Genomic DNA, 26,390 nt, shown 5'->3' with positions numbered 1-26,390 from the left:
GCTGCGGGCGCTGTTCGCCCGGATCGGGGCGCAGGCGCCCGCAAAGGCGGAGGACGGACCGTGGCAGCCGTGATGGCGATTTCCGCGCCCGACATCCGGTCGGCGCGGCGGCTGGTCATCAAGATTGGCTCGGCACTGCTGGTGGACCGCAGGACCGGGCTCAAGCAGGGATGGCTTTCGGCCCTGGCTCTGGACGTGGTCGAGGCCAAGGTGCGGGGAGCCGATGTGGTGCTGGTATCCTCTGGCTCCATCGCCTTGGGGCGCAAGGTGTTGGGCCTGGCTGACGGACCTCTGACGCTGGAGCAGTCCCAGGCCGCGGCGGCGGTGGGGCAGATCCGTCTGGCGCGGGCCTACGAGGAGGTGCTGGCGCCGCATGGCATCACCACGGCGCAGGTGCTTGTGACGCTGGAGGATACCGAGGACCGGAGGCGCTACCTGAACTCGCGCGCCACGATGGAGACGCTGCTGGGTCTGGGCGTGGTGCCCATCGTGAACGAGAACGACACGGTGGCGACCGACGAGATACGGTTCGGGGACAACGACCGGTTGGCGGCGCAGATCGCGGTGACGGTGGGGGCGGATCAGCTGATCCTTCTGTCGGACGTGGACGGGTTCTATTCGGCCAATCCGAAGGAAGACCCCACGGCAGAGCGGTTCGACCTGGTGGAGCGGATCACGCCCGAGATCGAGGCGATGGCGGGCGATCCGATCAGCGGGCTGTCGAAGGGCGGCATGAAGACCAAGCTCCTGGCCGCCCGGACGGCGGTGGCGGGGGGGTTGGCGTAGGGGTTGGCGTAGGGGTTGGCGTAGGGGTTGGGGTTGGGGTCAGGATGCAAGTATCCATCACCGTACAGGGGCCTTCACCGTAATGGGAGTCGTAGTAAGTTTTTACACCATTACTGGCAACTTTCTTGGCGCCACCAGCGCCAACGCCTTCAGAGGAGGCAAAGGTATTGACGCCATCAGGCACCCGAAAGCCATAGCTCAAACTGGTTTTGGATCTCAGGGTAGAGGCACGGTAAGGATCAACCCCCTCAGCCACCAGTTTAGCGATAGTCGCTGGGGTCGGTTTTTCATAATAATCAACCATCAAGCGCTTCTCAGGCTCTCCATTTTTGCCTGCGCCGGGTACATCGGCGTAATAAAACTTGGCGGTGGGATCCATGGTGTTGCCCACAAAATAAACGTCATTGGGGGGCAACAGTTTCCTGCTCTGTCCATTGCCATCCACAATGGTGAGCTGGCCACCTGATAGAGTGGCCTGTGTTTTTATGCCTAAATCATCCTGAATCACAAAGCCGTACTCGGTAAAGGCTTTGTCGCCGTCTGGGTTAATGGCCTCTACATGGGCGTTAACCGTAATTTTGGAGCCTGTTTCAGCCCCATCCTGAAACATGGTGTAAAAACCGGGTGTCACCCCAATATCTACCCAGGAATAATTATTTTTTTTGCCGCCCACACCCGGATCACCGGCCACATACATGTCATCGGCCGATAAAATATCGGCACTGCCCGCAGATCCCTGTTCGGCGAATAGTTTCGCCGCCTCAGGCGTCAGTTTATTGTTTTCGGCCAGCAAGCCAGAGGTAAAGTATTTGCCCATGGCGAAATACTTATTGGCATCTGCCAGGTTCTGGGTTCCCTGGGTCAATAACTCACCCACCACGCCGTCACTATTAACACCATCTACTTCTCGGGATACATGCAACTTCTTTTTCTCATGCTCGGGGGTGGGGGCAGGAGTGGGTGTTGTGGTGTAATTAGACTGCGCATTGGGGTTGTTGTTGATGTTCACTGAAGGACCCTCTTCATTGATTTTGAAGACCAGGGTTTTTAAAAATGGCCCCGGCTTCGAACGACTTTGTCTTATTTTGGAATTTCGAACGTTTTTACCTAAACTTGAATGATATTTACAAACCATTACATATCGGGCGTCAACAGAAAGTGAGCAGTAACCAACCCGCTTCAGTGGAGAGTGATGCCTAAAGGGGATACCCAATCATCAAAAAACACTTGAATTCTGAAGATGAGGGATGAAAATAAGAGCCAATGCCAAGTGGGGAAACTTAAAAAGTTGAGAAAATAAAAATAGAATCAAAAAGTGAGGGAATTCTGATGTCAATTGGTGTAAAAACTTGGGGAAATGTGGTTTTTCGATATCCTAAAAGTCAGTTCAAGCCCAAACAAATAGAAGAAGCGCTAGAAGGGCTTTCAAAATCGCTGCAACCTGAAAAACCGGCTCAAATCGATTTAAGCAAACAAAATGGCCTGAATACGGTCACCATTATAGAGAGCCACACCCGCAACCCGATTGTTTTTCAACAGGGCCGCTACAGCACACCCACCAGCCTTTTAACAACAGCCTTAAACCGGATTCAAGCCATTCGTTCAGGTCCAACGCTCCAAAAGCCCTTGCCCCATGCCCGCTTAAAAAGGTTGCCCCAGCAGGATGTTTTTCATCAACGCATTGCAGGGCAAGCGGAGGAAAAAGTCCATTATTTTGATCCTGTACGTCCTTCGGATTATTGAGGGCTTACGAAACAAACCAGAACACCTACTCATCAATCCGTTTGCGGACGCTGCGGTTCTGATAAGCTATAGCTATGCTGATTCAGGAATCGTTGCAACGCATTCATACCATCATTCAAACCCAGGCCGGAGATCGTCCGGTTACCTTGATTGCGGTTACCAAATATGCCAGCGTTGAGCAGATGCGGGAAGCCTATTACGCTGGCATTCGCCACTTTGGAGAAAACAAGGTGCAAGATGCGCTAACCAAAATGGCGCTTTTTTCCGGGGAAGAATTCCCGGATCTCAACTGGCACTTAATTGGCAGCCTGCAAAGCAATAAGGCGAACAAAACCGTGGGGCGCTTTGCCCTGATTCATTCTGTGGATTCTGTGGCTTTGGCTGAGCGGCTTTCCCGGCAGAATGAAGCAGCCGGACACCAACAAAAAATACTGTTGCAGGTCAACGTCAGCGATGACCCCACCCGCATGGGTTTCACGCCGGATGCGCTTTTGGCTTCCGCTCAGCATATTGCGGGCTTACCCGGGATCGTTTTGCAGGGATTAATGACAATGGCCCCGCCCGAGGCATCATTAAACCAGAATGAGACGACCCTGAAGGCTTGCTTCCATAGCGTTTCAGCCCTAAAAGAGGCGCTTGAAGCCCAGCAGGGGATCCCGTTGCCGGAATTGTCAATGGGAATGAGTCATGACTTTCCCCAAGCGCTGGCTTGTGGTGCTACAATAATCAGAATAGGGAATTATCTTTTTAAAACTTAACGGTTGGCGTACAATAAAAACCAATCGAGGTTGCAAAACTTCAAGGTGATTCACAGGACAGTTTATAGGATAGAGATCAGGGAGGTTCCTTGCCGGAATGAATAATAATGGACTTTTGACGAAGATCAAGAACTGGGTGTCGGGCGATCCGTTTGAGGATGAAGCTTACGGCATAGAAGAGGATTACGAATTTCGTAATAACCGTCCAGAACAAGAAGTAGAAACGCTAGATGAGTCCAAAAAAACTCGCAAAGCGCTTCGTGTGGTGGATCATCCTACCAGCCAAAAAACCCAGGTAGTGGTAATTGAACCCCGCGCTTTCGAAGAAGCTTTGGAAATCATTGAGCATCTGCGTGCCAAAAAATCGGTGATTCTGAACCTGCATTTGCTGGATACCGCTCAATCGCAACGGGTTGTCGACTTTTTGTCGGGTGCCACCCATGCCATTGACGGCAATCAGCAACGCATTGGTGATGGTGTGTTCATCTTCACGCCTAACAATGTAAGCATTCGTTCCGAAGCTGAAAAAACCATGGCCATTGAAGACGCCTACTGGAAGCAAAGCTACTAACTCAGGGGCCGTTTCCAGTGGGACCCGGTAAAGCGTAGACCCAATCATTCTTAATAAGCGAAGCGTGAAAAAGTCGTCCAGACTGGGTTAAATTATTTTAAAAGCCCCGGCATCTTTAAAAACCGGGGCTTTTTATCGTCTTATTTTATGAGCTTAACTAATACAACTTGGCGTTCTTCATGCGAAATTGCACCGGGGGGCCGGAAGGACTGGTTAAAACCAGCGTAAACTCATCCAGATTCTCTAAATCGGCAAAGTTAAAGTAATACCCGTTAACCGCCTCGTAAGCCGACCCGCTCTGCCCACCGGTAACCGGATCGGCAACCTCATCCAGATTGGCTTTGGCTGGCACAATATCCAATTCCTTGCCCCGCCCAAACCCAACAATTCTAGCGCTGTAATCCTTGGCAAAAGAAGGCCGATCGCCATACAAACTGACCGCAAATTTCACTTGCTGACGGTTCTTCACATCGGAATAAAAAGCCACTTCCCGCCCAAAACGCTTGCGAGCCTTTAGCAAATCGCTTTTTGAAGGGTTACTGGAAAAACCAGCCTTGGCCGCCTTGGTGGCCAGCATCATAAAGGGGGAATACACATTCAGCAGCGCCCCATTTTCTCCCTCAATCCAGTTGTCGCCCAAAATGGAAGACAAGCCCAGTTTCTGATTCTTCATGCCATACACCAGCGCCGCATCCACCGCCTGGGCGTCCATTTTAACCAGGGCCATGGCCGAAGGCGTCAAAAACCCAACAGCAATACAGCCCCCCATCAGCAGCGCAAAACACCGGGAAAAACACTTGGTAATCGAAAAAGGGTGGTATACCATGAGAGAAATTCGCTCCAATCTTGTAAAACCTAACGCTTTACCCACCCGTGGTGGATGTCACTATTCTACTTGAGACGAAAAAAGCCAAGTCGGTTCCGGTTGAGACAAAAAACGAATCCGTTTCAATGCGATAGGCAGGCTTGAGCCACATGACCGGTTGGCAAATTGCGAAGCAGGGCCGTTTTTATTGGCCCAAACCAATTTTTAAAAACAGACAAAAGGAGAACACAGATGTCGGTAAAACGAGTTTTTGTAGTGGTAGTGGATGCCTGGGGCGTGGGCGCTTTGCCGGATGCCCCCGAATATGGAGACAGCCCCCACTGCAATACCATGGGCAACATCGATCAAGCCGCCGACAGCCTAAGCCTGCCCAATCTGGAGCGGTTGGGGCTAGGCAACATTCTGCCTTTAAGCCGAGTACAGCCCCAAGAGAAGCCCTTGGGCAGCTACGGCAAAATGTCCGAGTTTTCCCGGGGCAAAGACACCACCACCGGCCACTGGGAAATGGCAGGCATTTATCTGGAAACCCCATTCCCCACCTACCCCAACGGGTTTCCACCCGACATCGTGGCGCGGTTCAAACAGGAAACCGGCATTAACAACATTTTGGGCAACCGGCCTGCTTCCGGCACTCAAATTCTGGAAGAGCTGGGCATGCAGCACCTGGAAACCGGAGATCCCATTGTTTATACCAGCGCCGACAGTGTTTTCCAAATTGCGGCCCACGTTGGCCCGGAAAGCAAAACGGATTTGGCCACCCTGTACCAGTGGTGCGAGAAGGCTCGGGAAATTCTGGATGGCCCACATCAGGTATCTCGCGTAATTGCCCGCCCCTTTGTGGGCAACAGCCCGGATACCTTCAAGCGGGTAGGCAAGGATCGCCGAGATTACGCCGTACTACCCCCGGAAGCAACCGTATTGAACCGCATTCGGGAAGCCGGCGCCGTGGTGTTGGGCGTGGGCAAAATTGAGGATATTTTCTGCTTCTCCGGGCTAACCCACTCCATTCATACCGGCAGCAACCCGGAAGGCATTGAGGTGCTGCACAAGCTCATTCAAAACCAGCAGGATTTGGATGCGTTAAGTCTGGAGAAAAAAGCGCTGGGCGAGTACCCACAGGCCGATAAACAGTTTATTTTTGTCAATCTGGTGGAAACGGATAGCAACTATGGGCACCGCCGGGATGTGAACGGCTACGCCCGTTCGCTGGAGCAGTTTGACGCTGCCCTGGGGCCAATACTGGCCCAACTGGGTGAAGGTGATTTGCTGATGATTTCCGCCGATCACGGTTGCGATCCCACCGCGCCGGGATCGGATCATACCCGTGAGTATGTGCCCATTCTGCTTTACAGCCCCCAGTTACCGGCCGTCAATCTGGGCATACGGGAATCCTTCGCCGATATTGGCAAAACCACCTTGGCTTGGCTGGAACTGGATGATCCTGCCCAACGGGGTCACAACATGCTGGAAACGCTGGCCCAGAAAAACCCGGCACTTGTATAAAAAAGCAGAGAAAAAACTCCTACAAGCAGGGCAGAAGCATTGCCGATGACCACTCAGGCACCCCCCAAACCCAGAAAAGCCAGCCCCAAGAAACAGTCCGCTGGTAACACTGGGCTGAAAAAAAAGGGTTCTGGCTCCAAAAAGGCGCCTGCCCAACCCGCCATAGCAGTTCGCACCCAGGCCGACTGGTTGGGCTTGGCCCCGGCACTGGATGGGCTGGTTCATCAGTATAAAGTGCCTGCCTACATTGCCAGCGATCCCATTCAAATCCCTTACCGCTTTGCAGAGAACCCCCAAGCGTGTGAGCTGGTGGCTTTTATCACCGCCCTGTTCAGTTACGGACGGCGGGATTTCATTATTGAAACAGTCAACCACCTGTTTCAAATGACCGATCAGGACCCGGTGGGGTTTATGGAAAGCTTCAATCCCCAGCGAGACGGTAAGCGGTTTAAGCATTTTATTTACCGGTTCAACAAGGGGGCAGATCTGACTTTTTTGTGGGAGCGCCTGCAATGGGCTTACCGGGAGTACGGCTCACTGGAAGCCCTGTTTGAAGCTTCTGTAGCCCAGGGTGATTACAGCCACCCGGAAACCACCCGCTTAAAGGCTGGCATAGCGGGATTCACCAATCAGCTATTGGGAAATGCCCCAGCGCCCACTTACGGGTTGAAGTTTTTGTTAGCCCACCCCGACAAGGGCGGGGCCTGCAAGCGGTTTAACATGTTTTTGCGCTGGATGGTGCGAGAAGACGCCGACCCTGGTGGCCGGGTGGATTTTGGATTGTGGAAACGGGCTTTACGACCTGCCGAGCTGTTAATGCCACTGGATACCCATGTCATGCAAATGAACCGCAAACTGGGGCTCACCAGCCGAAAAGACGGCTCCTGGCGAACCGCTGAGGCCATTACCGATGTGTTTCGGCAACTTTGCCCGGAAGATCCGGTGAAGTATGATTACGCCCTGTTTGGCTTCAGCCTGGACAAGCGGTTGCCCGAAGAATTACTGCGAGCATTCCCCCGGTAACGGCAACTGCTAGCCCGTAACCCCTGAACTGAATGGGCGGGGTTCACCGTGGCTGGCACTTTGGGCGCTTTTGGCCGAAAAGGTGACGGGAGCGGATGGGGCATACTATAATAAAATGAAGCTCAGGATGGCTTAGCGACCCATAAAAGACACTGGCTCAAACATTTTAAAAGCACAGGGGCGAAGGCCTACACCCATTTCAGTTTTGTTGGCGTCCACACATAAAGTACGGATAGATTGCGGGAATGACCATGACCAAAGAGGAATTAGAGTCGCTTTTGGCAGGGGAAGAACTGATTAAAACCCTGGATGTGAAAACGCTGGTGCTGGATATTGTACGGGAACTGCCGGAAGAAGAATTACTCGCTATTTTTTGGAACAAATTGCCCGCACTGAAACCAGAGTACGTTCGGGATTATTTGTACATGAAGCGCTCCTAGCGGAGCGGAAACTTTCTCGCAACCGTTCTCGCAATCGGGGTTTTATTTTATTGCTTTTTTTCGGGGCCGGTATAAATGCTCACCATCCAGCGCTCCGGTAAGAATTGATAGCGTTTGAGAGAAACCCAGGCCCCCTGGCCAATTTCCACCGGGGTGATGAAAAGCTGGGTGTCGTTTAGCACCAAGGTGCCAAATTGCTCGCAACGCAGGCTCACATCATGATTGAGGTTATCGCTTTGCCGGTAAATCAGTCGGCCTTTGGCTTTAAACGCCTGAGCCTGCTGCCCGGTACCCGTCACAACGCACTCGTCCCGCCGAATGCTGGGATGGCGGGCATCGGACACCATGAGGGCCAGGGCCGTAAAAAACAGAACAAATGGGCCAAACATCAGAAACAGCTTGGTATTGCGATTCACGAAGAAACTCCTTGTACGAGCGCGGTTCAGGACCGATCAATAGTTAAATTCAGTGAATTTACCGGAAAAAGTTTGAATTGCGAGAGAGTGGGGCGTATGATGACTTCAAGTAGTGGTTATTATCGATAAAAAATGACAAATATGCATCCTTACGCACCCGAACACTCATTTTTTAAACAGTGCCAGGAAAAGGTTCTTCTTTTCGACGGCGGGATGGGGAGCATGTTGCAAACCTATCCCCTTACAGAAGATGACTTTGAGGGACTGGAAGGCTGTAATGAAATTTTGGTACGCACCCGTCCGCAAGTCATTCAGGAAATTCACGCCGCTTATTTTGAGGCGGGCGCGGATGTGGTGGAAACCAACAGCTTTGGATCAGCCTCCATTGTGCTGGCCGAATACGATATTGCGGAACAGGCTTACGATTTAAGTTTTCGGGCCGCCAAAATCGCCAAAGAAGTGGCTCTGGATTTTTCTTCTAAAAACGGCAACGGCAAGCCCCGCTTTGTGGCCGGGTCTATCGGGCCCACCACCAAACTGCCCACTTTGGGCCATATCGCCTACGATGATTTAAAGGCCGCTTATCTGGATCAGGTGCGCGGGCTGGTGGACGGCGGCGCGGACATGCTGCTGATTGAAACCTGTCAGGATTTACTGCAAACCAAAGCCGCCATGGCCGCAGTGGCCAAGGTTCGTAAAAGCCTGAATCGCTATATTCCCACCATGGTGCAAGTCACCATTGAAACCACCGGCACCATGCTGGTGGGTATGGATATCGCCTCGGTGGTAACCGCCCTGCAACCCTATGATATTGATGTACTGGGCATGAACTGCGCCACTGGCCCGCAGGAAATGGCAGCCCATGTGCGTTATCTTTCCAAAAACAGCCCGTTTTATATTTCCTGTTTGCCCAATGCGGGCATTCCAGAAAACGTAGGGGGCAAAGCGCATTACCATTTATCGCCGGAAGATTTGGCAGCCCATTTACAGCATTTTGTGAAAGATTTGGGCGTGCATATTGTGGGCGGCTGCTGCGGCACCACCCCCAAACACATCAAGGCCGTGGATGATCTCATTGGCAATTTGGCCCCCGGCAAACGGGAAGTGAGCTATGAAAACAGCCTGAGCAGCCTGTATACCAGTGTGCCCATGTTTCAAAATCCCCCGCCGGTACTGGTGGGAGAGCGCACCAATTCCAACGGCAGTAAAAAGTTTCGGGATTTGTTGGCCGAAGATGATTACGATGCGCTGGTAGACATTGGGCGGCATCAGCTAGAGCAAGGCGCCCACCTGCTGGACGTTTGCACCGCTTACGTGGGCCGCGACGAAATTAAAGACATGGTGGAAACCATCACCCGCTTTAACGCCCAGCTTGACTTGCCCTTGATGATTGATTCGACTGAGGCCCCGGTGATTGAAGCGGCCCTGAAGCTGGTGGCCGGTAAAACCATCGTCAACTCCATTAACCTGGAAGATGGGGAAGAGCGGCTGGAAGTCATCTTGCCCATGTGCAAGGAATTTGGGGCCGCCGTGGTGGCCTTAACCATTGATGAAGCGGGCATGGCCAAAACCGCGCAACACAAGTTTGAAATTGCCCAGCGCATTTACAATTTGGCCGTGGATCGTTATGGCATGCAACCAGGCGATATCGTGTTTGATACCCTCACCTTTACGCTGGGGAGCGGCGATGAGGAATTTCGAAAAGCCGGTATTGAAACCATCGAAGCCATTCGACTGATTCGGCAAGCCTACCCGGAAGTGGGCTTTGTGCTGGGTATTAGCAACATCAGCTTTGGGCTTAAACCCGCCGTGCGGCATGTGCTGAATAGCGTCTTCCTGCATTACGCCATGGAAGCCGGGCTGAATATGGCCATTATTAACAGCGCCCATTTGTTGCCCTTGCACCGCATTAGCGAGAAAGAGCGGGAACTTTGCCGCCAACTGATTTACGATGAGCGCGAAATTGCCGAAGACGGCACAGTGACTTTTGATCCCTTGATTGAGCTAATGGCTTATTTTGAGGAACATGGCGGCACAGCGGTTGAGAAAAGAAAAAAAGAGCTGCCCGAGCAAATTGAGGATCGGCTCAAATACCGCATCATCAACGGCGAAAAAACCGGCTTGCAACCCGATATTGAGGAAGCGCTGAAAAGCTATCCCGCTTTAACCATTATTAACGATATTTTGCTGGACGGAATGAAAACCGTGGGCGAGCTGTTTGGCAAAGGCGAAATGCAATTGCCCTTTGTGTTGCAATCGGCGGAAGTGATGAAAACCTGTGTGGCCATTCTGGAACCTTATATCGAAAAGGTGGATGGCGGCCATTCCAAGGGGGTGATGGTGCTGGCCACGGTGAAGGGCGATGTTCACGATATTGGCAAAAATCTGGTGGATATTATCCTGACCAACAACGGTTATAAAGTGATTAATTTGGGCATTAAGCAACCGCTGGAAACCATGCTAACCGCCCTGGAAGCGCATAACGCCGATGCTATTGGCATGAGCGGCCTGTTGGTAAAATCCACCGCCATTATGAAAGACAACCTGATGGCCATGAAAGAGCGGGGCATTGATGTTTCCGTGGTACTGGGCGGGGCGGCCCTGACCAAGCGCTTTGTGGAAGAAGATTGCCAGAATATTTACGGCGGCCAGGTCTATTACGCCAAGGATGCCTTTTCGGGCCTATACGCCATGGAAGCCATTATGGGGAATGGGCAGCAAGCGGCAGGCGAATTGTCTGCCCCGGCGGAATTATCCAAGGTACTGGTCAGCTCAAGTGGGGAGCCTGTTTATGAGGCGGTAGGCGAAATCAGCACTGGCATTAGTGGCTTGCCACCGGATTCCCCGGATTATTATCAACGTTGCCCGGAAATTCGGCTGGATGTGGACATTCCAGCGCCACCCTTTTGGGGCAGCCGAATCGTTACAGAAATTGATCTCACCCAACTGTACCCCTATCTGAATCAGCAGGCGCTGTTTTCGGGACAGTGGCAAGTAAAACGGGGCAGCCGTTCCGCCAAAGAGCATGAAGCGTTTGTGGCTGAAAAAATTGTGCCGGTATTGGAAACCTTAAAGCGCAAGGTGATAGACGAGCGTTTATTACTACCCAAGGTGATTTACGGGTTTTTCCCGTGCCAGTCCGAGCAAAACTCACTTTTGGTGTACCAGCCGGACGCCTGGGTGAACGAAGCCCGCAAAGTGGTTTGGGAACGGTTTACTTTTCCCCGTGGCGGCCAGAAAAAACAGTGTTTGGCAGACTTTTTCGCCCCCAGCGATTCAGATCGCATGGATGTGCTGGGCATGCAAATTGTCACCATGGGGCAAGAGGCCTCTAAATACGCGCTGGAATTGTTTGAATCCAATAACTACAGCGATTACCTGTATTTCCACGGTTTTGGGGTGGAGATGGCGGAAGCGCTAGCCGAGTACTGGCACAAGCAAGTGCGTGAAGAATGGGGCATTGCCGGACAGGACGCCGATGATATCAAGCGCCTGTTTGCCCAAGGGTATCAAGGGTCCCGCTATAGCCCCGGCTATCCTGCTTGCCCCAATCTGGAAGATCAAACCCATTTCTTTTCATTGTTACAACCCGAGCGGGTGGGCATTTATTTAAGCGAAGAGTTTATGCTGGAGCCGGAACAATCCACCTCCGCCCTGATTGTGCATCACCCTCAAGCCCGCTACTTTGACGTGCGTTAAACCAGCACGCCAAACCCACAGCGCAAGCCATGGGCGTCTATGTAAACCATGAACAGAAATTTTTGCGAGCTATCCAGCCCTTACGAAGGACGCTGCACTTCAAACATATCCCGAACCGGGCAGTAAGCGGCACCAGCCAGGCGGGCCACTGGCTGCATCAAGGCTGTATCAATGCGTCCGGCATGGTAGAGATCTTCTCGCACATGAAAGCGCACCACGGTTCCCATCACCACACTACCACTGCCCAGACTGCCGTCGCCTACATAAACCACTTGTTGCAGCTTGCATTCCATACTCAGCGGAGATTCCAGCACACGGGGCGGTTTAACAATGATGGAAGGCGTAGGCGTTAAGCCCGCCTCCGTAAACTCACTCACCCCATGCGGCAATTCGGCGGCGGTTTGGTTCATCTGGCTCACAATGGCCTCGTTTACCACATTCACCACAAATTCCCCGGTGGCCTCAATATTGAGCAAGGTATCTTTCTTCTGCCCATCAGACCCTCTGACCATGGGGCAAAACAAAATAGTGGGCGGGTTGGAGCATACCCCGGTAAAAAAGCTGTAGGGGGCCAAATTCAGTTGCCCCTGTGGGGACTGGGTAGAGACAAACGCAATGGGTCGAGGCACCACACTGCCAATCAGCAATTTGTAGTTATCCTGGGTGGAATTTTCAGCAGGATCAAGGGTAATAAAACGACTCATGGGTTGTTGCTTTCCTGTTTTGATTGCCAGGACAGGTAATACTCCTGCCACTCCACGGCCTGGGCTTCCGGGGTCATACGCAACGGCTTTTCAGCATCCAGCATAACCGCCACTTCATCGGTTGCCGTTTTTTGTTTGCTGGCGTTCACCGCTTTGGGATGCGGCCCATGGTGAATGCCCTGCGGGTGAAAGGTGATCATGCCCGCATCAATGCCATCCCGGCTAAAAAAGTGACCGGAGTGGTAGAACAGCACCTCATCATAATCAATGTTGCGATGGTAAAAAGGCACCCGCACGGCTTCTGGGTCTTCCTCCAGCGGGCGGGGTACGAAGGAGCAAATGACAAAACCACTGCCCTGAAAGGTGGTATGCACACTGGGAGCCAAATGCGCCCGATGGGACATCACCGGTCGGAAATCGCGGATATTCAGTTGCCAAACGGTTAAGTCGCCCTTCCAGCCCACCACGTCCATGGGATTAAAGGGGTAAAACACGGAGGTCAGCTCATTCAGCCGTTTAATACGCACCTCCCATTCGCTATTATCCTCAATAGGCTGGGGAGAAGGGGTTTTAACCATAGCCGGATCATACAAGGCATGTTGCCCCATCAGCCCTCGATCGGGTTGATGAATGCGGCTGAAGGATTCAATCACCAAAAACGCATTGTCGGTGGTTTCCGGCAGCAAGCGATAGGTGGTGCCTCTGGGAATAACCAAGTAATCGCCCGGTTCAAACACAAGCGGCCCAAAGTCGGTTTCAATCACCCCGTTGCCACGATGAATAAAATACACCTCATCCCCATCCGCATTGCGGAAATAATAGGGCATGGGCTGGGTGGGGCGGGCGTAATGAAGCACCACATCCTCGTTATAAAGCAACGGCACCCGGTCCAGCATGGCGGCAGAATTAGGGCCAGAGGCTTTGGCGCAATCAAAAGCCCGAGGCTTCAGAGGGCCCTCAATCCGGCTCCAGCCAGTGGGGGCATGGGTTCGGTACAAGTGAGATACCGGGCCGTAAAAGCCATCCCGACCATGCTCGTCCTCAAAGGTTCCTTCCGGCAATGCCACATGCGCTTGCCGGGTCACAATTCCCTTCACTAACGGATACATAAACCCCTCTTTCCGTCTGTTAAGCGCTCAAACCTGGCCATAGAATAGCAGAAAAAGAACCTGCCCTCCATAGGGTTTACGGCAGGCAAGCCAATAAGTTGGAGTGCTTTAATGAGGACTATCGACTTTGGACTGAACGCAGGGCGTTAAACTGCCCCAAATTTAAGCGTTTTTTTAAGTCATCCATTTGCACAATCATAAAGCGTTGTTCGTTAAACAGCCGGGTTTGATTGCTTTGAATGCGATCCTGAGCATTGGCCAGCACTTGATACCCAGCCGCCTGTTCCTGACGCTGACGATTCAATTGCTCTTGCATCGCCTGACGGGTTTTAAACTGATCTTGTTTCAGTTCATTCAAACTTTCCACAATTTGCTGATGGTAATTCGAAATCATATCGGGTTTTTGCGAAGGAGCGGAACTGGCAGGGATGATGGGAGATGAAGCGGTATTAAGCCCCAAACGGGAAAATAGGCTGAACATAACGGTGAGTGAACCTTCTGAATTAATTGCAAGTTTACTTTCAACATTTCAAGTTCCCATGAACATCGCAATCTGCCAAGCATGATTGTGATTTCAAGCCCTGTTTCCTGCCTATTAAAACTTGTGCCAAATGATGCTGACCGTTTTAAAACTCGCCCAAATGGATGGTACTGCCATCGGAAATATAACCTTGCTTTTGCAACAGCGGAGGAGGCACTTCCAGAGTGGATAAACTGGCCTTAAACTCACGCTGCACCGCTTCCAGATAGAGAGCCGCCCGGTCGGTCTCTAAAGACAGATAAGCGTCCCGCACCTCTTCCAGCTTTTTTTTATTGGGCAACAAGGCCCTGAATTTACACTTGTCCTGATAATCCTGAGCGAATTTGACCAGCCCCAGTATCCGCTGAGAGACGCTTTGCCGCTCTTCCGGCTCTAAAACCCGCAAATAGTTAAGGGCCACATGAAATTCTGCCACCTGATCGTAATCCCGCCGTTTGTTTTTGGATTTATACAACGGCAAAATGGTCTCACTGCCCAGTGATTTCAAGTTGCCCAACCGGTGATCCGCCTGATGGTCCTGAATCGCTATAAAGCTAAACCCGGCGGCAATCACCCCTTGCAAATCCTGAGTTAATTGCCGAGTGATGTTAATGGAATCCCCGACCAAACGATCCCCATCGTAAAAACGCCTGTCCGACATTTATGTTTTCACTCCCGCTATGCTCAAATCCCAGTCAAGCCCAATGAAAGTTAGCGTTCAAATGCTGACCCCAGTGGACGCCTGTTCGCCTGCCTCACCCAAATATTCAATAACCCATATACCTGATTTAATCATTATAATGCATCTTTAAAGACCCGCAAGGCATGCCTTTGGATATACAGCGTTGAGAAAGACAGCCTGATTAAAGCGCTTACGGCTGAAGAATCTGGTTTCTGAGGATGCCCAGCCCGGTTATTTCAAGCTCCAGGGTATCGCCAGCCTGAGGCCAACGATCCAGCTCCAGCCCACAGCCGAAACCAACCGTTCCAGAGCCTAAAATGTCTCCCGGATAAATCCATTCCTCTTTGGAAACATGCTCGATCATCTGCTCAAAAGTCCAGTGAGAGGTACCGGCATTGCCATCCGACCAAACCTCGCCATTAATGCGGGCTATCATTCGTAAATCACGGGGATTTTTAATTTCATCCGCCGTAACCAGCCACGGGCCAACGGCGGTGCAAAAATCTTTGCCCTTGGCCGGTCCCAAGCGGCACATCATTTCGTGTTTCTGAATATCACGGGCGCTAAAGTCGTTCATAATGGCGTAGCCCACAATATAATCAGCCGCTTTTTCCGCTGTAATATTTTTACCCTGTTTGCCAATAATGCAGGCCAGCTCCAGCTCATAATCAAAAATTCGGGTATAGCTGGGCCACATCACAGGCTCGTCATGCCCAATTAAAGTATGAGGGTTGCCCTTGTAATACACCGGCATTTTGTACCAGGCATCAGGAATAGGCTCGTTGCGCCGCTTAAAGCCATTGGCCGTATGCACTTCAAAGGACAGAAAATCCCGCATCATTTTGGGGTTGGGAACCGGGGTTTTCAGGGTCACTTCATGCCGGGCAAACGCTAAACGCTGCCCAGCGCCGCCCCATAAATCTTCTGGCTGGCTATTTTTTAACACGGCCAAAAATCGTTGCTCCACCTCACGGGCAGCATCCAGGGCCGGTTCACCCAACTCCAAAAAGGCGCGCATATCCGCCGGAAACAGAAAATCGGCCCATCGCTGGGGACATGGCTTTTGCCCTGCTTCCAGCAACATCCAGGCATAGGCGGCATTCAGGTCAACCAGCGTGGGGGCCTGAGTATTAGGGTCACTTCCGGGTGGAAACAGCACCAGTCCAATGCGTTGAGCCGATCCTAAGCTGGTTTTCACTTCAAACGTGGATAACTTCATACAGTACGCCGCCTCCTGATTGTGAAATCATCCAACGCCTGTGGAATCATCCAGCCCTGACAAACCCCAGTGTAAACCCTCAAGCCATAAATGAAAGCCGCCCCCTTTGCTTATGGATCTTTATTTTTCAATGTAAAAAAGGCAATTATGGATTGCGGATAAACTTGTGTGTTCTATGATATGAAGGTGAAACTATGAGATTGTCATCTTTTGTCAGGTTTTTAGCCCAAGGGCTTTGTCAAACTACAATTTCGATTACATTTGTTTGATTGCATCTTGTTTTATTGTTGATTGCATCCTACGACGCTCTTTTTGTCATCCCATCTAGTCTCGGCTCTATGATCAGTCATTCCTCTCATCCCAACCGGTTAAGACCCGCTCCGCCCGTCTTGCCAATCGTCACCAACCCACCGGGGACATCTTTATGACCAATCCGCACGACACCAACCCTGTTCCGCATCACCTGATCCGTACACCAGCCTACCCCTGGCTGCTGGATGAGGCTGGATTTATGCGCGCGGGCCATGTATTGAAGCTGATTGACATTGTGGGCAGTGAAGCCGCCTTGCGCCACCTGAATCAGGATGGCAAAAAAGGGTTGGTAGTAACCGCGTCACTGGATCGCACCAACTTCCACCAGCCCATCCTGCTTTGGGAAATGCTGCGGCTGGAAAGCCGGGTTAGCCAGGTTTGGCGCAGCTCTATGGAGGCCGAGGTTAAAGTTCAGGCGGAAAACATTATTAGTGGGGAAAAGCGGGATATCGCCACTTCCTATCTGGTTTTTGTGGCCCTGAACGACAAAAACCGGGAAAGAATGACCTTCCCCCCTTATCAGCCTCAAAGCGCTGAGGAATTTCAACTGGCGCTAGGGGCGGACTTACGCAAGAAAAACCGGGCCGCGGAAGGCAAAACCGCTCCTTTTATTCCCATTGAGGACAGCGATGAGCCGTTGGTGGTTAGTCGTTTAATGACCCCCAATGATGCCAATGCCCATTCCAACGTGTTTGGCGGCATTATGCTGTCCCTCATCGATGAGGCAGGCAGTCAGGTTGCCAGAAAACAAGCTTTGAACCAGCCGGTGGTGGGTGTCCGTCAGGATCGCATGAGCTTTATTGCCCCTACTTTTATTGGCGAAACGGTTGAAACCAAGGCCATACTCACCAAAACCTGGAACACCTCCATGGAAGTGCAGGTAGAGGTTTACGCAAAAAATCCCAATCAACCCGAACCCCGTCGGGTGGCCAGCAGTTATCTGGTCTATGTAAAATTGGGTCCCAATGGGCGGCCGGGTGAAGTACCGCCCTGGACGCCTTACACCACCACTCAAACCCAACGGGCCGAATTGGCGGATGTGCGTCGAGAAATCAGAGAACGGGAAGAGCTACAGGCCCTGGGCTTTAAAGGCAACAGTGAGCCGGTTGGCGCTTCTCCCCAAAGTCAATTATAAGCGAGGTTATATTTTGGAACTAACCATTGAAAAACTGGTTTACGGCGGAGAAGGTCTAGGCCGCACGCCGGAAGGCGAAGTTATTTTTGTACCCTACAGCGCCCCGCAGGACATCCTGAGCGTGGAGCGGGTTCGTGGTAGCGCCAAACCAGCCAAGGCCACCATTTCAAGCATTGTAACCCCCAGCGGCGAGCGGGTTGAACCCGCCTGCTCGGTGTTTGAGGAATGTGGCGGCTGCCAGTGGCAGCATCTTTCCATTACCGCCCAGCGTTCCTGGAAGCATGACATTGTGCTGGAAAGCCTGAACAGAATTGGAAAAATGCCGGATGTGGCCGTACTGCCCACCTTGTCTGTTGATGATGACGGCTGGAAAAGCAGAAACCGTGTGCAGTGGGAAATTGAACCCGCTGGGGACGAGCTTGCCGGAAACCCCATTCATAAACTGGGCTATTACCAGGCCCAAAGCCATGACATTGTTGAGTTTGATCACTGCCATGTCATCCCTGACGCTTTAAATCAGGTGGCCCTTCGCATGCGTCAACTCATCCGGGAAAACGCCAGTTTGGCATCCGGCCTGTTACGGATAGAGGCGTTCATTAGCCCCGCCCCGGAAGAGGAAATTTTGTTAACGCTGAGCGGTGAAAAAAATCAGGCCTTAAAACCGCTGGCTGAACAGTTGATGCAAGAGTTCCCGACCATTCAGGGGGTTTGCTATCTGGATTCTGGCAACAAGGACGCCACACCCCGCCCACTGGCAGGCGACTCCGCACTGGAATTTTCGCTGGCCGGAAACCAGTACCGGGTATCCGCTGGCCACTTTTTCCAAACCAGTTACGCAGGCGCGGAAACATTGCTGAACATTCTGGAAAAAGCGCTGCCAGAGTCCATTGATTCTTTGCTGGATGTTTATGCTGGCGTGGGACTGTTCTCTATTCACTTTGCCAAACGCACCCAGCGGGTTCTGGCCATTGAATCCTCCCCGTCCACTGAAGCCGACGCCCACGAAAACTTCAGCATGAACGAGATTATCAACGTGGCCTGGAAAACAGGCGATGCCCGTCAGTCGCTGCGCGCCCTCAATGAAAAATTTGAAGTGGCCATTGTGGATCCCCCTCGGGGAGGGTGTCAGCCGGAAGTACTCAACTGGCTGAGTCAGCACATTGAAAAACAGCTGGTGTATGTCAGCTGCAACCCCACCACGCTGGCTCGTGATTTAAAACTGCTGGTAGCTCAGGGCTGGAAAATTGACATGGTGCAGCCCGTGGATATGTTCCCCCACACCTATCACGTGGAAACCGTGGTTAGCCTCTCTCGCTAAGCACAGGTTGAGTGTTTGCTTTCGCCTGGCGGGCTTTGGTCTGCCAGGCGTTTAAGCTGCCAAAAATCCCCACAGCGGCCAAAATAAACACAAACGGAATGCCCGGATGACGATAACGGGTGTAATACAACGCAATGGCCGGAAACACATAAAAGAAAAAACCGAGAAACCCCAGATAAACCCCATGGGGATAGCGCACGATCACGCACACCATCAGCGCCAGCAAGGCCACGGTTTGCAGGGTGACCCGAAAGGCCAGATTGAGGGCCGTGTTGTGCCAGGGAATGCGGTTCCAGTGGTAATCCTGAAAATAAAATTCGTGTTCTGAAACCACATAATAGCCCACCCGCTTAAAAAACAGCCGAGCGTATTGCCAGGGGTGCTGTTGAATCCAGAGCCGGTTGTTGTGGATTAAATGCCGATCCAGCTCCACAATATTCCTGCTTTTCCGCAACGCGTCCTGATACATCCAGCTCTGATCATAGCCGCGCGTGTAGTCCCCTTTGCCCTTATCGTTATTGCCAGCAACCAGATTCACCCCCGATGAGTTATCCACCAGCACCCATTCATGAAACTCCAGATAATTGCGAATCACCCAGGGGGACAGGGTCAGGAAAAAAGCAGCCAGTACATTCAGCAAGGATTTCCAGCCCATTTGGCGGTACAACCACATCAGCGACAAAAGCCCCAACAAAAGCGGCAAACTAATGGGGCGGGTTAAATTGGCAATGCCCCATAAAAAACCGGTTAACCACCAGCCCTTGGCGCTCTGCTTTGGGTTCAGCGTTAGCCACACGGCCCAAACCAGCAATGTCATAAACAGGATTTCAGACAGAAGAATGCCGCAGTACGCAATGAGGGGCGGATAGAGCACACAAGCGGCCATGGCCGTTAAGCCCACCGGCCTTTGAATGGCGGGAGTGGACACTCGTTTGCCTAACTGGTAAACCCCAACCAGCAACAAAAGCCCCAACAAACTTTGGGCAATATAGGCATTGCGAACCTGTGGCCCAAACAGCCGATAGATGCCTGCCAAAAACAAAGGATAAAAAGGAGGCCGATACGTAGAGGCCCCAAAGCTCAAGGCATCCTTACTGGTGTTAAAGGCCCCTGTTTCCATTAAAGTGAGGGCTTTGGCGTTAAAACTGGACATATCCGACTTTAAAGGGGTATCCACTTGTAAAGCAAATTGCAGGCGAATCCAAAGCCCAGCGAGCAAAATTAGCCAAAAACCAATTTTTTGCAAACGAACCATCGTGAAACCGGAAACCGAAAAGCGCATCATCATTCAAACCTGACCATCCAACAGCTAAAGCCCATTATAAGCAAAAGGGCTGGTTCTCACGTAATACAGGCTAGACGTAGAGAATTAAAAGCCTGCATTCCAGGCTATTTTTAGCAAAGCGCCCCAACAATTGTAAATAAATGCCAACCTGAACTTCAGAAAGCGGAGAAGCGATCGATATTCAATATGAAGGCTCTATGAGTAGTGTTCCCTCCAGAAAGGGTGTTATGTTTCAGCTTAAACCAACTCCTCTAAAGCAACATCGCGGCAATACCATGGCTGAATACGCTTTAATCGCCAGCATGGTTTGTTTGGTATCCCTGACCACCTTGCTGGCCTTTAGTGGGGCCTTTAGCAATCAGGTTGGTAATCTGAAAGTAAGCATGAAAGCCAACACCATGGCCGCCAATGAGCAAGCCACCGAATTAGCGGCCATCAAAGCACTGGGCAATCAAAATAGTGTTTCCAGACAAAATTTAAACGCCGATGCTTTTTCTGCCCAGAATGATGTGGGTAATACACTGACCACTGGCGCCAACGGAAAAATATTGGGCCTGAACGCCATGGCGGGAGACAACCTAGCCAGTGCCTTGCCCCATATTTCCAGGGAAGATAAAAACCTGGTGAAAGATGTGGCCAATACCGCCCATCAAATCGCCCGGTTTCAGGAGATGCTGGAACAGCTTTCCGAATATAGCAACGGGGATATGGATAAATTTAGAAACAGCGTGGTAGTGGTGGATGGCAACAGAATGACCGCCTTTGAACTGGCCTCAACATTAGGCGATACAGGCCTATCTGCCAAACTGGCAAAGATGAAGCAGCAAATTTTGTCTTCCGGGATGGGCAACGCAGTGAAGGGCAAGGTATCCAGTATTTCAGAAGAAATTAGACACGATGCCAATACCACCAGTGATACCACCAACGAAGTGCTGTCTGAAAATACGAACCCCAAAAAGGTGAGTGACGTCACCGATTCAAAAGAAACCGATCAAAAGGCCAGCATGATTTGTAAAAGCACTGGCGGAAAAGATACCGGAAAAAATTGCGGAACACCCTAAAAGCATAAGGCACAAGCGAGCGGTGGCTGACGCTAAAACTTGGCTTTGGCCGCAATTTGCAACATTTTTTCAACCGTTTCCGAAAAAGGCGCGTTGGACTCAATTTCCTGCTTGAGCAACTCGTCAATCTCATTCTTCAAAATCACGGCCTGATCCAGCTTGGGGTTTGCCCCTTGCACGTAGGCGCCAATGTTAATGAGGTCTTCAGAGCGCTTGTAAAGGGCCATTAAATCCCGAATTTTTCCTGCGGCGTCCCGGTGCGCTTTATCGGCAATGGCGGTCATCAAACGACTGACCGAGGACAGCACGTCCACCGCCGGAAAATGATTCTGGTGAGCCAGCTCCCGGCTTAGCACAATGTGGCCATCCAGCAAGCCTCTCACTGTATCGGCAACTGGCTCGTTCATATCGTCGCCTTCCACCAGCACCGTATACAAGCCGGTAATAGAACCCTTATCAGAAGTACCGCTTCGCTCCAGCAACTTGGGCATAAAGGCGAACACGCTGGGGGTGTAGCCTCGGGTGGTAGGGGGTTCTCCAACCGCCAGACCCACTTCCCGCAAGGCCATGGCCACACGGGTTAAAGAGTCCATCATCAGCAGCACATTTTTGCCATTTTTACGAAAATACTCGGCCACGGTGGTCGCCACCAAAGCGGCTTTTATTTTCATCAATGCCGGTTGTTCCGAGGTGGAAACCACCACCACTGAACGCTTCATACCTTCCGCCCCCAAAGAATGCTCGATAAAATCCTGTACCTCACGGCCCCGTTCCCCAATCAGGGCAATCACACTTAAATCCGCTTCGGTATTGCGGGCAATCATACCCAGGGTGGTTGATTTACCCACCCCGGAACCCGCAAAAATCCCGATTCTCTGGCCTTTGCCAATGGTATTGAATCCATCAATGGATTTCACCCCCAACGGGATGACCTCGGTAATTTCCTTCCGCTTTAGGGGGTGGGGGGCATGGGCGTGCACATGAAACTTTAAATTATCGGAAATGGGATAGCGATCATCAATGGGATTCCCCAAGCCATCCAACACCCGCCCCAAAAGCTCTGGCCCCACATTTACCTGAAAAGACTGGCCCGTGTTAAACACTCTGGCGCCGGGGGACAAGTTTCCCATTTCGCCCAGCGGCATCAGCAAAATTTTTCCTTCCTTAAAACCCACCACTTCCGCAGGGATATGGGGGGTAAAAGGATCACCGGTCTCAATCAGGCAAACATCGGCAATTTTGGCTTTAGGCCCTTTGGACTCGATGACCAGCCCAATGACCTGATCCACCAGACCAATCTGCTGATAAGGCTCGGCCTTGTCCAGCAAGTTCAGCAAGGCTCCAATGTCTTCAGGGGCCAACATTAAAGCAAATCCTGTTCAGGGTCCAGATCCTGAAAATGGTAAGGTTTTACCCCCGAAGGCGACTCTGGCTCTGGCAGGGGCGCTGAGAGAGAAAGCACATCATCCAGCTCACCAAGGGCCTCTGGCAGGGCCGCCTTGGGGTCACTGGGTTCTGCCGCCTCAAACGCCTCGGCCAACAAAAGTTCCGGGGGGAACACCAAAGGCCCTTCAAGCGAGTCTGCCAATAGGCCAGCCTCCACAGTCAGTGCCGGGGCATCTTCCAAAATGGTTTCTGAGGCCGCTTCCGGCTCCAGTAAAGACAAATTCAACGCATTGGCCGATTGCAAGTCCGTGGGGCTATCGATGTTCTCAGCAGATGGATCGGTGTGGGTATCCATCGTTTCTGGCCGGGGTAAGCTTACCGCAGCGGCCAAGGGGGCCATTAACTGGGCCACCTGCTTCTCCATACTTAAATCAAAAGCGCCCTCTTCGCTCACAATAAAAACCTGAGTCAGTTCCAGCAAAGGGTCCACCACAAACTCAAAGCGGCTCATGCGGGTCATGGCCGATTCCGTGGCCCCGCTAAAGGCCCGCAGCTCCTGTAAAACCTGAGGGTTTAACACCATCTTGATTTTCCCCGTCAAGTAAAGGCTTTCCACGGCATGATGCACCATATTCAGCAAGGTTTCAGAATCATCCTTCAACTCTCGCTGTAGAATTTTACGAGCCAGATGTTCAATCAGGGCCAGCGCATTTTTCTCATAATTTTTTAAAATCAGCTTTTCAGCCCGATATGCATTGTCAGTCACCAGATGAGCGCTTTGCAAGAGGCCAACCACCTCTTGCTCCACCTGAGTGGTGGCATCGGCGTAGCCTTCCTGAAAACCCATCTTAAAGCCTTCCTCATGGGCAGCTTCTTGAATGGAATCCACCTGAGCCTGAGCGGTTTCCACCATCTCTTTGGCCTGAGCGTTGGCCTTGCTTAAAATATCATCCGCAATTTGCTTGGCATTACTTTCAGCGGTGCGCTCCGCAACCTGAACCAGACCAATGGCCTCATCTTCGGCTTCCTGAAGCCGTTTTTTAACAATTTCGGATAACGATTGCTCCAAATCCCGTTTAAACTGGGCATCGCTTTCCAAATGATAGGTCTGCCCAACAGCAACCGCTTCCCCCTGAATGTGAGAAGCTGAGCTGAGCGGGTCCGCCACCGGCTCGTAGCGGTATCGAACCACTTTCTGGACAAACTTACTCAATGAAGTCGTCCTCCTCACTACCTCGAGACACTACAATTTCGCCAGTGCCTTCTAACGCTCGAATAATACTGACGATAAAGGTTTGTTTTTCCTGAACATCCTTGGCTCGTACTGGGCCCATGTAGTCCATATCATCCTTGAGCATGGTGGTGGCCCGTTCAGACATGTTGCGGAAGATTTTTTCCTGTACATCGGTATTGGAGCCTTTGAGAGACAGGGCCAGATCCTTGGTATCCACTTCACGCAGCACCCGCTGAATGGAACGATCGTCCAGATGAATAATATCCTCAAATACAAACATCAGTTCCCGCACCTGTTCGGCAATTTCGGGATCTTTCATTTCCAGACTATCCAGAATGGCTTTTTCCGTGGTGCGATCGCTACGGTTGATAATTTCTGCCAGTGATTCCACCCCACCCGCCATACTAAAGTCGGCAGTTACCACAGAAGAGAACTTGTTTTCCATAATCCGCTCCACTTCCCGCAGTACTTCCGGGTTGGTGCGATCCATTTCGGCGATGCGCTGAGCCACATCGGCCTGCATTTCGGGAGACAAAGCCCCCAAAACCGCAGCCGATCGTTCCGGCTTGAGATAAGCCAGCACCAGCGCAACCAGTTGAGGGTTTTCATTTTGAAAAGAAGTGGCCAGCTGAGCGGGATCCGCGTTGTTGAAAAAATCAAAAGGGTTGGTTTGCAGGGTGGCTACCAGACGTTCCAGAATTTTATCCGCCTGATTTTCCCCATAGGCCTCGTTCAACAGTTGACGCGCGTATGAAACCCCACCCGAGGCCAAGTAGCCGCTGGCTTGAAACAGGGAATAAAATTCAGCCAAAATGGCGTTCAGTGTTTCCGGGTTAATACGCTGCAACGAGGCGATTTCCAGGGCGATATGCTCGACCTCAATCTCGTCCTCGATGTTTTTCATAATTTCGGAAGCCGTTTTGGGCCCCAAGGCAATCAGCAAAGCCGCTACCTTCTGGGAATTGGTCATATGCCTGATGGAAAGGGCTTCGCTGCTCATAATGCTGATGAATCCGCCTAACGCTTACTGAGTCCACACCAATTGATTGTTTTTTAATTCATTATCGCAGATCTTACATCTCTTTCATATAGGTCATCAATACTCTGGCCGCTTCCGCCGGATCATCGGTTACCAAAGTGCTAATCGAAGATTTCATATGCTCCACCTCAGGGTCCATCTTGGTTTCCAGGGCGGGGAAGGAGGTTTCTTCCAGCAATTGAGTGGCGCTGTCCTCGGCGCTCAGGTAGCTGTACTCTTCTTCCGATTCTTCCACAATCTGGCCTTCAGCAGGCTTTCTGAACAGCGTATAGAAGATAAACATAGCCGCGATACCCAGAATCAGCATGGCGCCCACCGAGGCCAGTTGCAGATAGAAATTCTGCTGGGCGGCGGCCTTGGCGGCCTGAGTTAAAGCCTCTTCCGGGTTGGTGGGCTTGGAAGAGAACTGGAAGCCTTTAATATCCACCGAATCGCCCCGAGAAATATCAACACCCGCCGCGTTCTGTACCAGCTCACTGATTTCCTGAGTTTCTTTAGCGGTTAATACCTTGTTCAGCACCACGGCCACCGTCATCCGTTCCACCGTACCGGGGGCGTAGATGACTTTCTTATGCTCTTCGGAGTTGGTGTAGTTGGTGGTGGTTTTGCTGCGCTTGTAATTGTTGTCCTTGTCTTTCTGGACTTCTCCCTGATAGGAAGGAGCGGCGTTGCTTTCCACACCGGCGGGTCCCCCTTCGGAGGTGGGCTTTTTGCCGCCCGAATACTCTTCTACATCGCTTTGCTGGCTAACCGCAAGACCAGTGGGGTTTTCCGATCCACCGCCTGAGGGAATCACCCGGTTAATCTCGGATTCAGCCTGATCAAAATTCAGGATGGCGCTGACGGAAACCACGGCGTTTTCTTTCCCGACCACCGGGGCCAAAATACTCAGCACTTTTTTGGTAACTTTATCCTCGTAGGCTTTTTGGCGTAAGTCCGCCTCGCTTTGACCATTGGCCATCACGCTACTGGGGCCCACCAGGGGGTTGCCGGAGTTATCGGCAATGGCTACATTTTCGGCCTTCAAGCCCGGTACGGCGTGAGACACTAGGTTTTTAATCACTTTAATCTGTTCATCGTGCAAGCGAAAACCGGGTTCCACCATCAGCATGACTGAGGCGGTGACCGGTTGCTCATCATCAGAAAACACGGAATGCTCCGGCTGGCTGACAATCACCTGAGCGTTTTTAATGCCCTGAATCGAATTTAAAATCCCGGCGATTTCCTGGGTATTCAGCTTTTTAATCCACTCTTTTTGCACATCGCCTTGCAGCACGGGTGGTATTTTAGCTAAATTTATGGTGTTTTCCCCGGTTAATTCATTGGCGGTGGCCAAAACCAGCTCATTCTTTTTGCCACGAGGCACCAACAAGGTGTGGCCGCCATTGGCTATGCGGTAAGGCTCGTGCAGACCCTTCAGTTTTTCAACCGCCGCCGCAGCGTCCGGCAAGCTCATGTTGTCGTACAGAATATCATAATCATCGTTGGTGCGCTGAAACACGAAAAAAGTAGACAGAATCATGGCCATCAACAAAGTACCCAGCATCACTCTCTGATTGAAACTGAGCATTCCCCAACGGGCGGCAAATCCGCCCAGTATTGAATTCATTCTTTCGTTCAT

23 protein-coding genes and 1 pseudogene are annotated in these 26,390 nt (G+C 51.6%); 11 read left to right on the top strand and 13 right to left on the bottom strand.

Annotated features, from left to right (window positions below; all coding sequences use genetic code 11):
* Positions 1–72 precede the first annotated feature (72 nt).
* A pseudogene (proB, locus tag ACEW81_RS13590) lies at positions 73–783 on the top strand (glutamate 5-kinase); the annotation flags it as partial.
* Here proB and ACEW81_RS13585 read toward each other — a convergent pair.
* A complete protein-coding gene (locus tag ACEW81_RS13585) occupies positions 710–1,795 on the bottom strand; it encodes a hypothetical protein (protein WP_373533539.1) in 1,086 nt (361 codons plus the stop codon). The pseudogene proB and the gene ACEW81_RS13585 sit on opposite strands and share 74 nt — an antisense overlap.
* Positions 1,796–2,115: 320 nt before the next feature.
* Between ACEW81_RS13585 and ACEW81_RS13580 the strand changes: the two genes are divergently transcribed.
* The 3 genes from ACEW81_RS13580 to ACEW81_RS13570 all read left to right on the top strand — a co-directional run bounded on the left by ACEW81_RS13580 (position 2,116) and on the right by ACEW81_RS13570 (position 3,858).
* Positions 2,116–2,529 (top strand): hypothetical protein, encoded by a 414-nt coding sequence (locus ACEW81_RS13580; RefSeq protein WP_373533538.1) that lies wholly within the window; start codon positions 2,116–2,118, stop codon positions 2,527–2,529.
* A gap of 74 nt (positions 2,530–2,603) precedes the next feature.
* A complete protein-coding gene (locus tag ACEW81_RS13575) occupies positions 2,604–3,287 on the top strand; it encodes a YggS family pyridoxal phosphate-dependent enzyme (RefSeq protein ID WP_373533537.1) in 684 nt (227 codons plus the stop codon).
* 97 nt (positions 3,288–3,384) lie between these two features.
* Entirely contained in the window at positions 3,385–3,858 is a 474-nt protein-coding gene (locus ACEW81_RS13570) for a cell division protein SepF (protein ID WP_373533536.1), read from the top strand.
* A 157-nt stretch (positions 3,859–4,015) separates the two neighbouring features.
* Here ACEW81_RS13570 and ACEW81_RS13565 read toward each other — a convergent pair whose 3' ends face one another.
* Positions 4,016–4,684, bottom strand: coding sequence for a hypothetical protein (locus ACEW81_RS13565; protein WP_373533535.1), 669 nt, complete (start codon positions 4,682–4,684; stop codon positions 4,016–4,018).
* A 231-nt stretch (positions 4,685–4,915) separates the two neighbouring features.
* Here ACEW81_RS13565 and ACEW81_RS13560 point away from each other — a divergent pair, with 231 nt between their 5' ends.
* The 3 genes from ACEW81_RS13560 (at position 4,916) to ACEW81_RS13550 (ending at position 7,650) form a co-directional block, all read left to right on the top strand.
* Positions 4,916–6,187, top strand: coding sequence for a phosphopentomutase (locus ACEW81_RS13560; protein WP_373533534.1), 1,272 nt, complete (start codon positions 4,916–4,918; stop codon positions 6,185–6,187).
* 45 nt (positions 6,188–6,232) lie between these two features.
* Entirely contained in the window at positions 6,233–7,210 is a 978-nt protein-coding gene (locus ACEW81_RS13555; protein ID WP_373533533.1) for a TIGR02757 family protein, read from the top strand.
* 245 nt (positions 7,211–7,455) lie between these two features.
* The gene (locus tag ACEW81_RS13550) at positions 7,456–7,650 is read left to right on the top strand and encodes a hypothetical protein (RefSeq protein WP_373533532.1); all 195 of its coding nucleotides are present in this window, start codon (positions 7,456–7,458) and stop codon (positions 7,648–7,650) included.
* A gap of 47 nt (positions 7,651–7,697) precedes the next feature.
* Here ACEW81_RS13550 and ACEW81_RS13545 read toward each other — a convergent pair whose 3' ends face one another.
* Positions 7,698–8,066: a hypothetical protein gene (locus ACEW81_RS13545; RefSeq protein ID WP_373533531.1), complete on the bottom strand. Its 369-nt coding sequence runs from the start codon at positions 8,064–8,066 to the stop codon at positions 7,698–7,700.
* Positions 8,067–8,198: 132 nt separating this feature from the next.
* On the opposite strand from ACEW81_RS13545, the gene metH reads away from it, so the two are divergent.
* Positions 8,199–11,765: a methionine synthase gene (gene metH / locus ACEW81_RS13540; RefSeq protein ID WP_373533530.1), complete on the top strand. Its 3,567-nt coding sequence runs from the start codon at positions 8,199–8,201 to the stop codon at positions 11,763–11,765.
* Between the two features lie 80 nt (positions 11,766–11,845).
* Here the strand turns inward: metH and ACEW81_RS13535 are convergent, their stop codons facing one another.
* From ACEW81_RS13535 to ACEW81_RS13515, 5 genes are all read right to left on the bottom strand, one after another.
* A complete protein-coding gene (locus ACEW81_RS13535) occupies positions 11,846–12,469 on the bottom strand; it encodes a flavin reductase family protein (RefSeq protein ID WP_373533529.1) in 624 nt (207 codons plus the stop codon).
* A complete protein-coding gene (locus tag ACEW81_RS13530) occupies positions 12,466–13,578 on the bottom strand; it encodes a homogentisate 1,2-dioxygenase (RefSeq protein WP_373533528.1) in 1,113 nt (370 codons plus the stop codon). The genes ACEW81_RS13535 and ACEW81_RS13530 overlap by 4 nt, the downstream gene beginning before the upstream one ends.
* 118 nt (positions 13,579–13,696) lie before the next feature.
* On the bottom strand, positions 13,697–14,059 hold the full coding sequence (locus ACEW81_RS13525; protein ID WP_373533527.1) for a hypothetical protein: 363 nt from the start codon (positions 14,057–14,059) through the stop codon (positions 13,697–13,699).
* Between the two features lie 145 nt (positions 14,060–14,204).
* Positions 14,205–14,759, bottom strand: coding sequence for a hypothetical protein (locus ACEW81_RS13520; protein WP_373533526.1), 555 nt, complete (start codon positions 14,757–14,759; stop codon positions 14,205–14,207).
* A gap of 211 nt (positions 14,760–14,970) precedes the next feature.
* The gene (locus tag ACEW81_RS13515) at positions 14,971–15,999 is read right to left on the bottom strand and encodes a fumarylacetoacetate hydrolase family protein (protein WP_373533525.1); all 1,029 of its coding nucleotides are present in this window, start codon (positions 15,997–15,999) and stop codon (positions 14,971–14,973) included.
* Between the two features lie 424 nt (positions 16,000–16,423).
* Between ACEW81_RS13515 and ACEW81_RS13510 the strand changes: the two genes are divergently transcribed.
* The gene (locus ACEW81_RS13510; protein WP_373533524.1) at positions 16,424–17,446 is read left to right on the top strand and encodes an acyl-CoA thioesterase; all 1,023 of its coding nucleotides are present in this window, start codon (positions 16,424–16,426) and stop codon (positions 17,444–17,446) included.
* A 13-nt stretch (positions 17,447–17,459) separates the two neighbouring features.
* The gene (rlmD, locus tag ACEW81_RS13505; protein WP_373533523.1) at positions 17,460–18,764 is read left to right on the top strand and encodes a 23S rRNA (uracil(1939)-C(5))-methyltransferase RlmD; all 1,305 of its coding nucleotides are present in this window, start codon (positions 17,460–17,462) and stop codon (positions 18,762–18,764) included.
* Here rlmD and ACEW81_RS13500 read toward each other — a convergent pair.
* Positions 18,748–20,052 (bottom strand): glycosyltransferase family 39 protein, encoded by a 1,305-nt coding sequence (locus ACEW81_RS13500; RefSeq protein WP_373533522.1) that lies wholly within the window; start codon positions 20,050–20,052, stop codon positions 18,748–18,750. The genes rlmD and ACEW81_RS13500 overlap by 17 nt on opposite strands.
* Before the next feature lie 224 nt (positions 20,053–20,276).
* Here ACEW81_RS13500 and ACEW81_RS13495 point away from each other — a divergent pair, with 224 nt between their 5' ends.
* Complete coding sequence (locus ACEW81_RS13495) at positions 20,277–21,110, top strand: hypothetical protein (RefSeq protein WP_373533521.1); 834 nt, start codon at positions 20,277–20,279, stop codon at positions 21,108–21,110.
* Positions 21,111–21,142: 32 nt separating this feature from the next.
* On the opposite strand, the gene fliI is transcribed toward ACEW81_RS13495, so the two are convergent.
* The 4 genes from fliI to fliF all read right to left on the bottom strand — a co-directional run bounded on the left by fliI (position 21,143) and on the right by fliF (position 26,390).
* Positions 21,143–22,474, bottom strand: a complete 1,332-nt coding sequence (gene fliI / locus ACEW81_RS13490) for a flagellar protein export ATPase FliI (RefSeq protein ID WP_373533520.1) — start codon at positions 22,472–22,474, stop codon at positions 21,143–21,145.
* On the bottom strand, positions 22,474–23,709 hold the full coding sequence (locus ACEW81_RS13485; RefSeq protein WP_373533519.1) for a FliH/SctL family protein: 1,236 nt from the start codon (positions 23,707–23,709) through the stop codon (positions 22,474–22,476). The genes fliI and ACEW81_RS13485 overlap by 1 nt, the downstream gene beginning before the upstream one ends.
* Positions 23,702–24,730, bottom strand: coding sequence for a flagellar motor switch protein FliG (gene fliG, locus ACEW81_RS13480; protein WP_373533518.1), 1,029 nt, complete (start codon positions 24,728–24,730; stop codon positions 23,702–23,704). The genes ACEW81_RS13485 and fliG overlap by 8 nt, the downstream gene beginning before the upstream one ends.
* Before the next feature lie 73 nt (positions 24,731–24,803).
* Positions 24,804–26,390 carry a flagellar basal-body MS-ring/collar protein FliF gene (gene fliF / locus ACEW81_RS13475; protein WP_373533517.1) on the bottom strand — a complete coding sequence of 529 codons (1,587 nt, stop codon included), beginning with the start codon at positions 26,388–26,390 and terminating at the stop codon, positions 24,804–24,806.

The organism is Vampirovibrio sp., from assembly GCF_041737375.1.
GTDB lineage: Bacteria > Cyanobacteriota > Vampirovibrionia > Vampirovibrionales > Vampirovibrionaceae > Vampirovibrio.
The sequence above is the reverse complement of the archived record's forward strand: the minus strand, read 5'-3'. Positions and strand labels throughout refer to the sequence as shown.

Excerpts from the sequence above, each read along its gene's own strand:
- ACEW81_RS13580 (WP_373533538.1), top strand. The coding sequence starts at position 2,116 with ATGTCAATTGGTGTAAAAACTTGGGGAAATGTGGTTTTTCGATATCCT.
- ACEW81_RS13575 (WP_373533537.1), top strand. The coding sequence starts at position 2,604 with ATGCTGATTCAGGAATCGTTGCAACGCATTCATACCATCATTCAAACC.
- ACEW81_RS13570 (WP_373533536.1), top strand. The coding sequence starts at position 3,385 with ATGAATAATAATGGACTTTTGACGAAGATCAAGAACTGGGTGTCGGGC.
- ACEW81_RS13565 (WP_373533535.1), bottom strand. The coding sequence starts at position 4,684 with ATGGTATACCACCCTTTTTCGATTACCAAGTGTTTTTCCCGGTGTTTT.
- ACEW81_RS13560 (WP_373533534.1), top strand. The coding sequence starts at position 4,916 with ATGTCGGTAAAACGAGTTTTTGTAGTGGTAGTGGATGCCTGGGGCGTG.
- ACEW81_RS13555 (WP_373533533.1), top strand. The coding sequence starts at position 6,233 with ATGACCACTCAGGCACCCCCCAAACCCAGAAAAGCCAGCCCCAAGAAA.
- ACEW81_RS13550 (WP_373533532.1), top strand. The coding sequence starts at position 7,456 with ATGACCATGACCAAAGAGGAATTAGAGTCGCTTTTGGCAGGGGAAGAA.
- metH (WP_373533530.1), top strand. The coding sequence starts at position 8,199 with ATGACAAATATGCATCCTTACGCACCCGAACACTCATTTTTTAAACAG.
- ACEW81_RS13535 (WP_373533529.1), bottom strand. The coding sequence starts at position 12,469 with ATGAGTCGTTTTATTACCCTTGATCCTGCTGAAAATTCCACCCAGGAT.
- ACEW81_RS13530 (WP_373533528.1), bottom strand. The coding sequence starts at position 13,578 with ATGTATCCGTTAGTGAAGGGAATTGTGACCCGGCAAGCGCATGTGGCA.
- ACEW81_RS13525 (WP_373533527.1), bottom strand. The coding sequence starts at position 14,059 with ATGTTCAGCCTATTTTCCCGTTTGGGGCTTAATACCGCTTCATCTCCC.
- ACEW81_RS13520 (WP_373533526.1), bottom strand. The coding sequence starts at position 14,759 with ATGTCGGACAGGCGTTTTTACGATGGGGATCGTTTGGTCGGGGATTCC.
- ACEW81_RS13515 (WP_373533525.1), bottom strand. The coding sequence starts at position 15,999 with ATGAAGTTATCCACGTTTGAAGTGAAAACCAGCTTAGGATCGGCTCAA.
- ACEW81_RS13510 (WP_373533524.1), top strand. The coding sequence starts at position 16,424 with ATGACCAATCCGCACGACACCAACCCTGTTCCGCATCACCTGATCCGT.
- ACEW81_RS13500 (WP_373533522.1), bottom strand. The coding sequence starts at position 20,052 with ATGATGATGCGCTTTTCGGTTTCCGGTTTCACGATGGTTCGTTTGCAA.
- ACEW81_RS13495 (WP_373533521.1), top strand. The coding sequence starts at position 20,277 with ATGTTTCAGCTTAAACCAACTCCTCTAAAGCAACATCGCGGCAATACC.
- fliI (WP_373533520.1), bottom strand. The coding sequence starts at position 22,474 with ATGTTGGCCCCTGAAGACATTGGAGCCTTGCTGAACTTGCTGGACAAG.
- fliG (WP_373533518.1), bottom strand. The coding sequence starts at position 24,730 with ATGAGCAGCGAAGCCCTTTCCATCAGGCATATGACCAATTCCCAGAAG.
- fliF (WP_373533517.1), bottom strand. The coding sequence starts at position 26,390 with ATGAACGAAAGAATGAATTCAATACTGGGCGGATTTGCCGCCCGTTGG.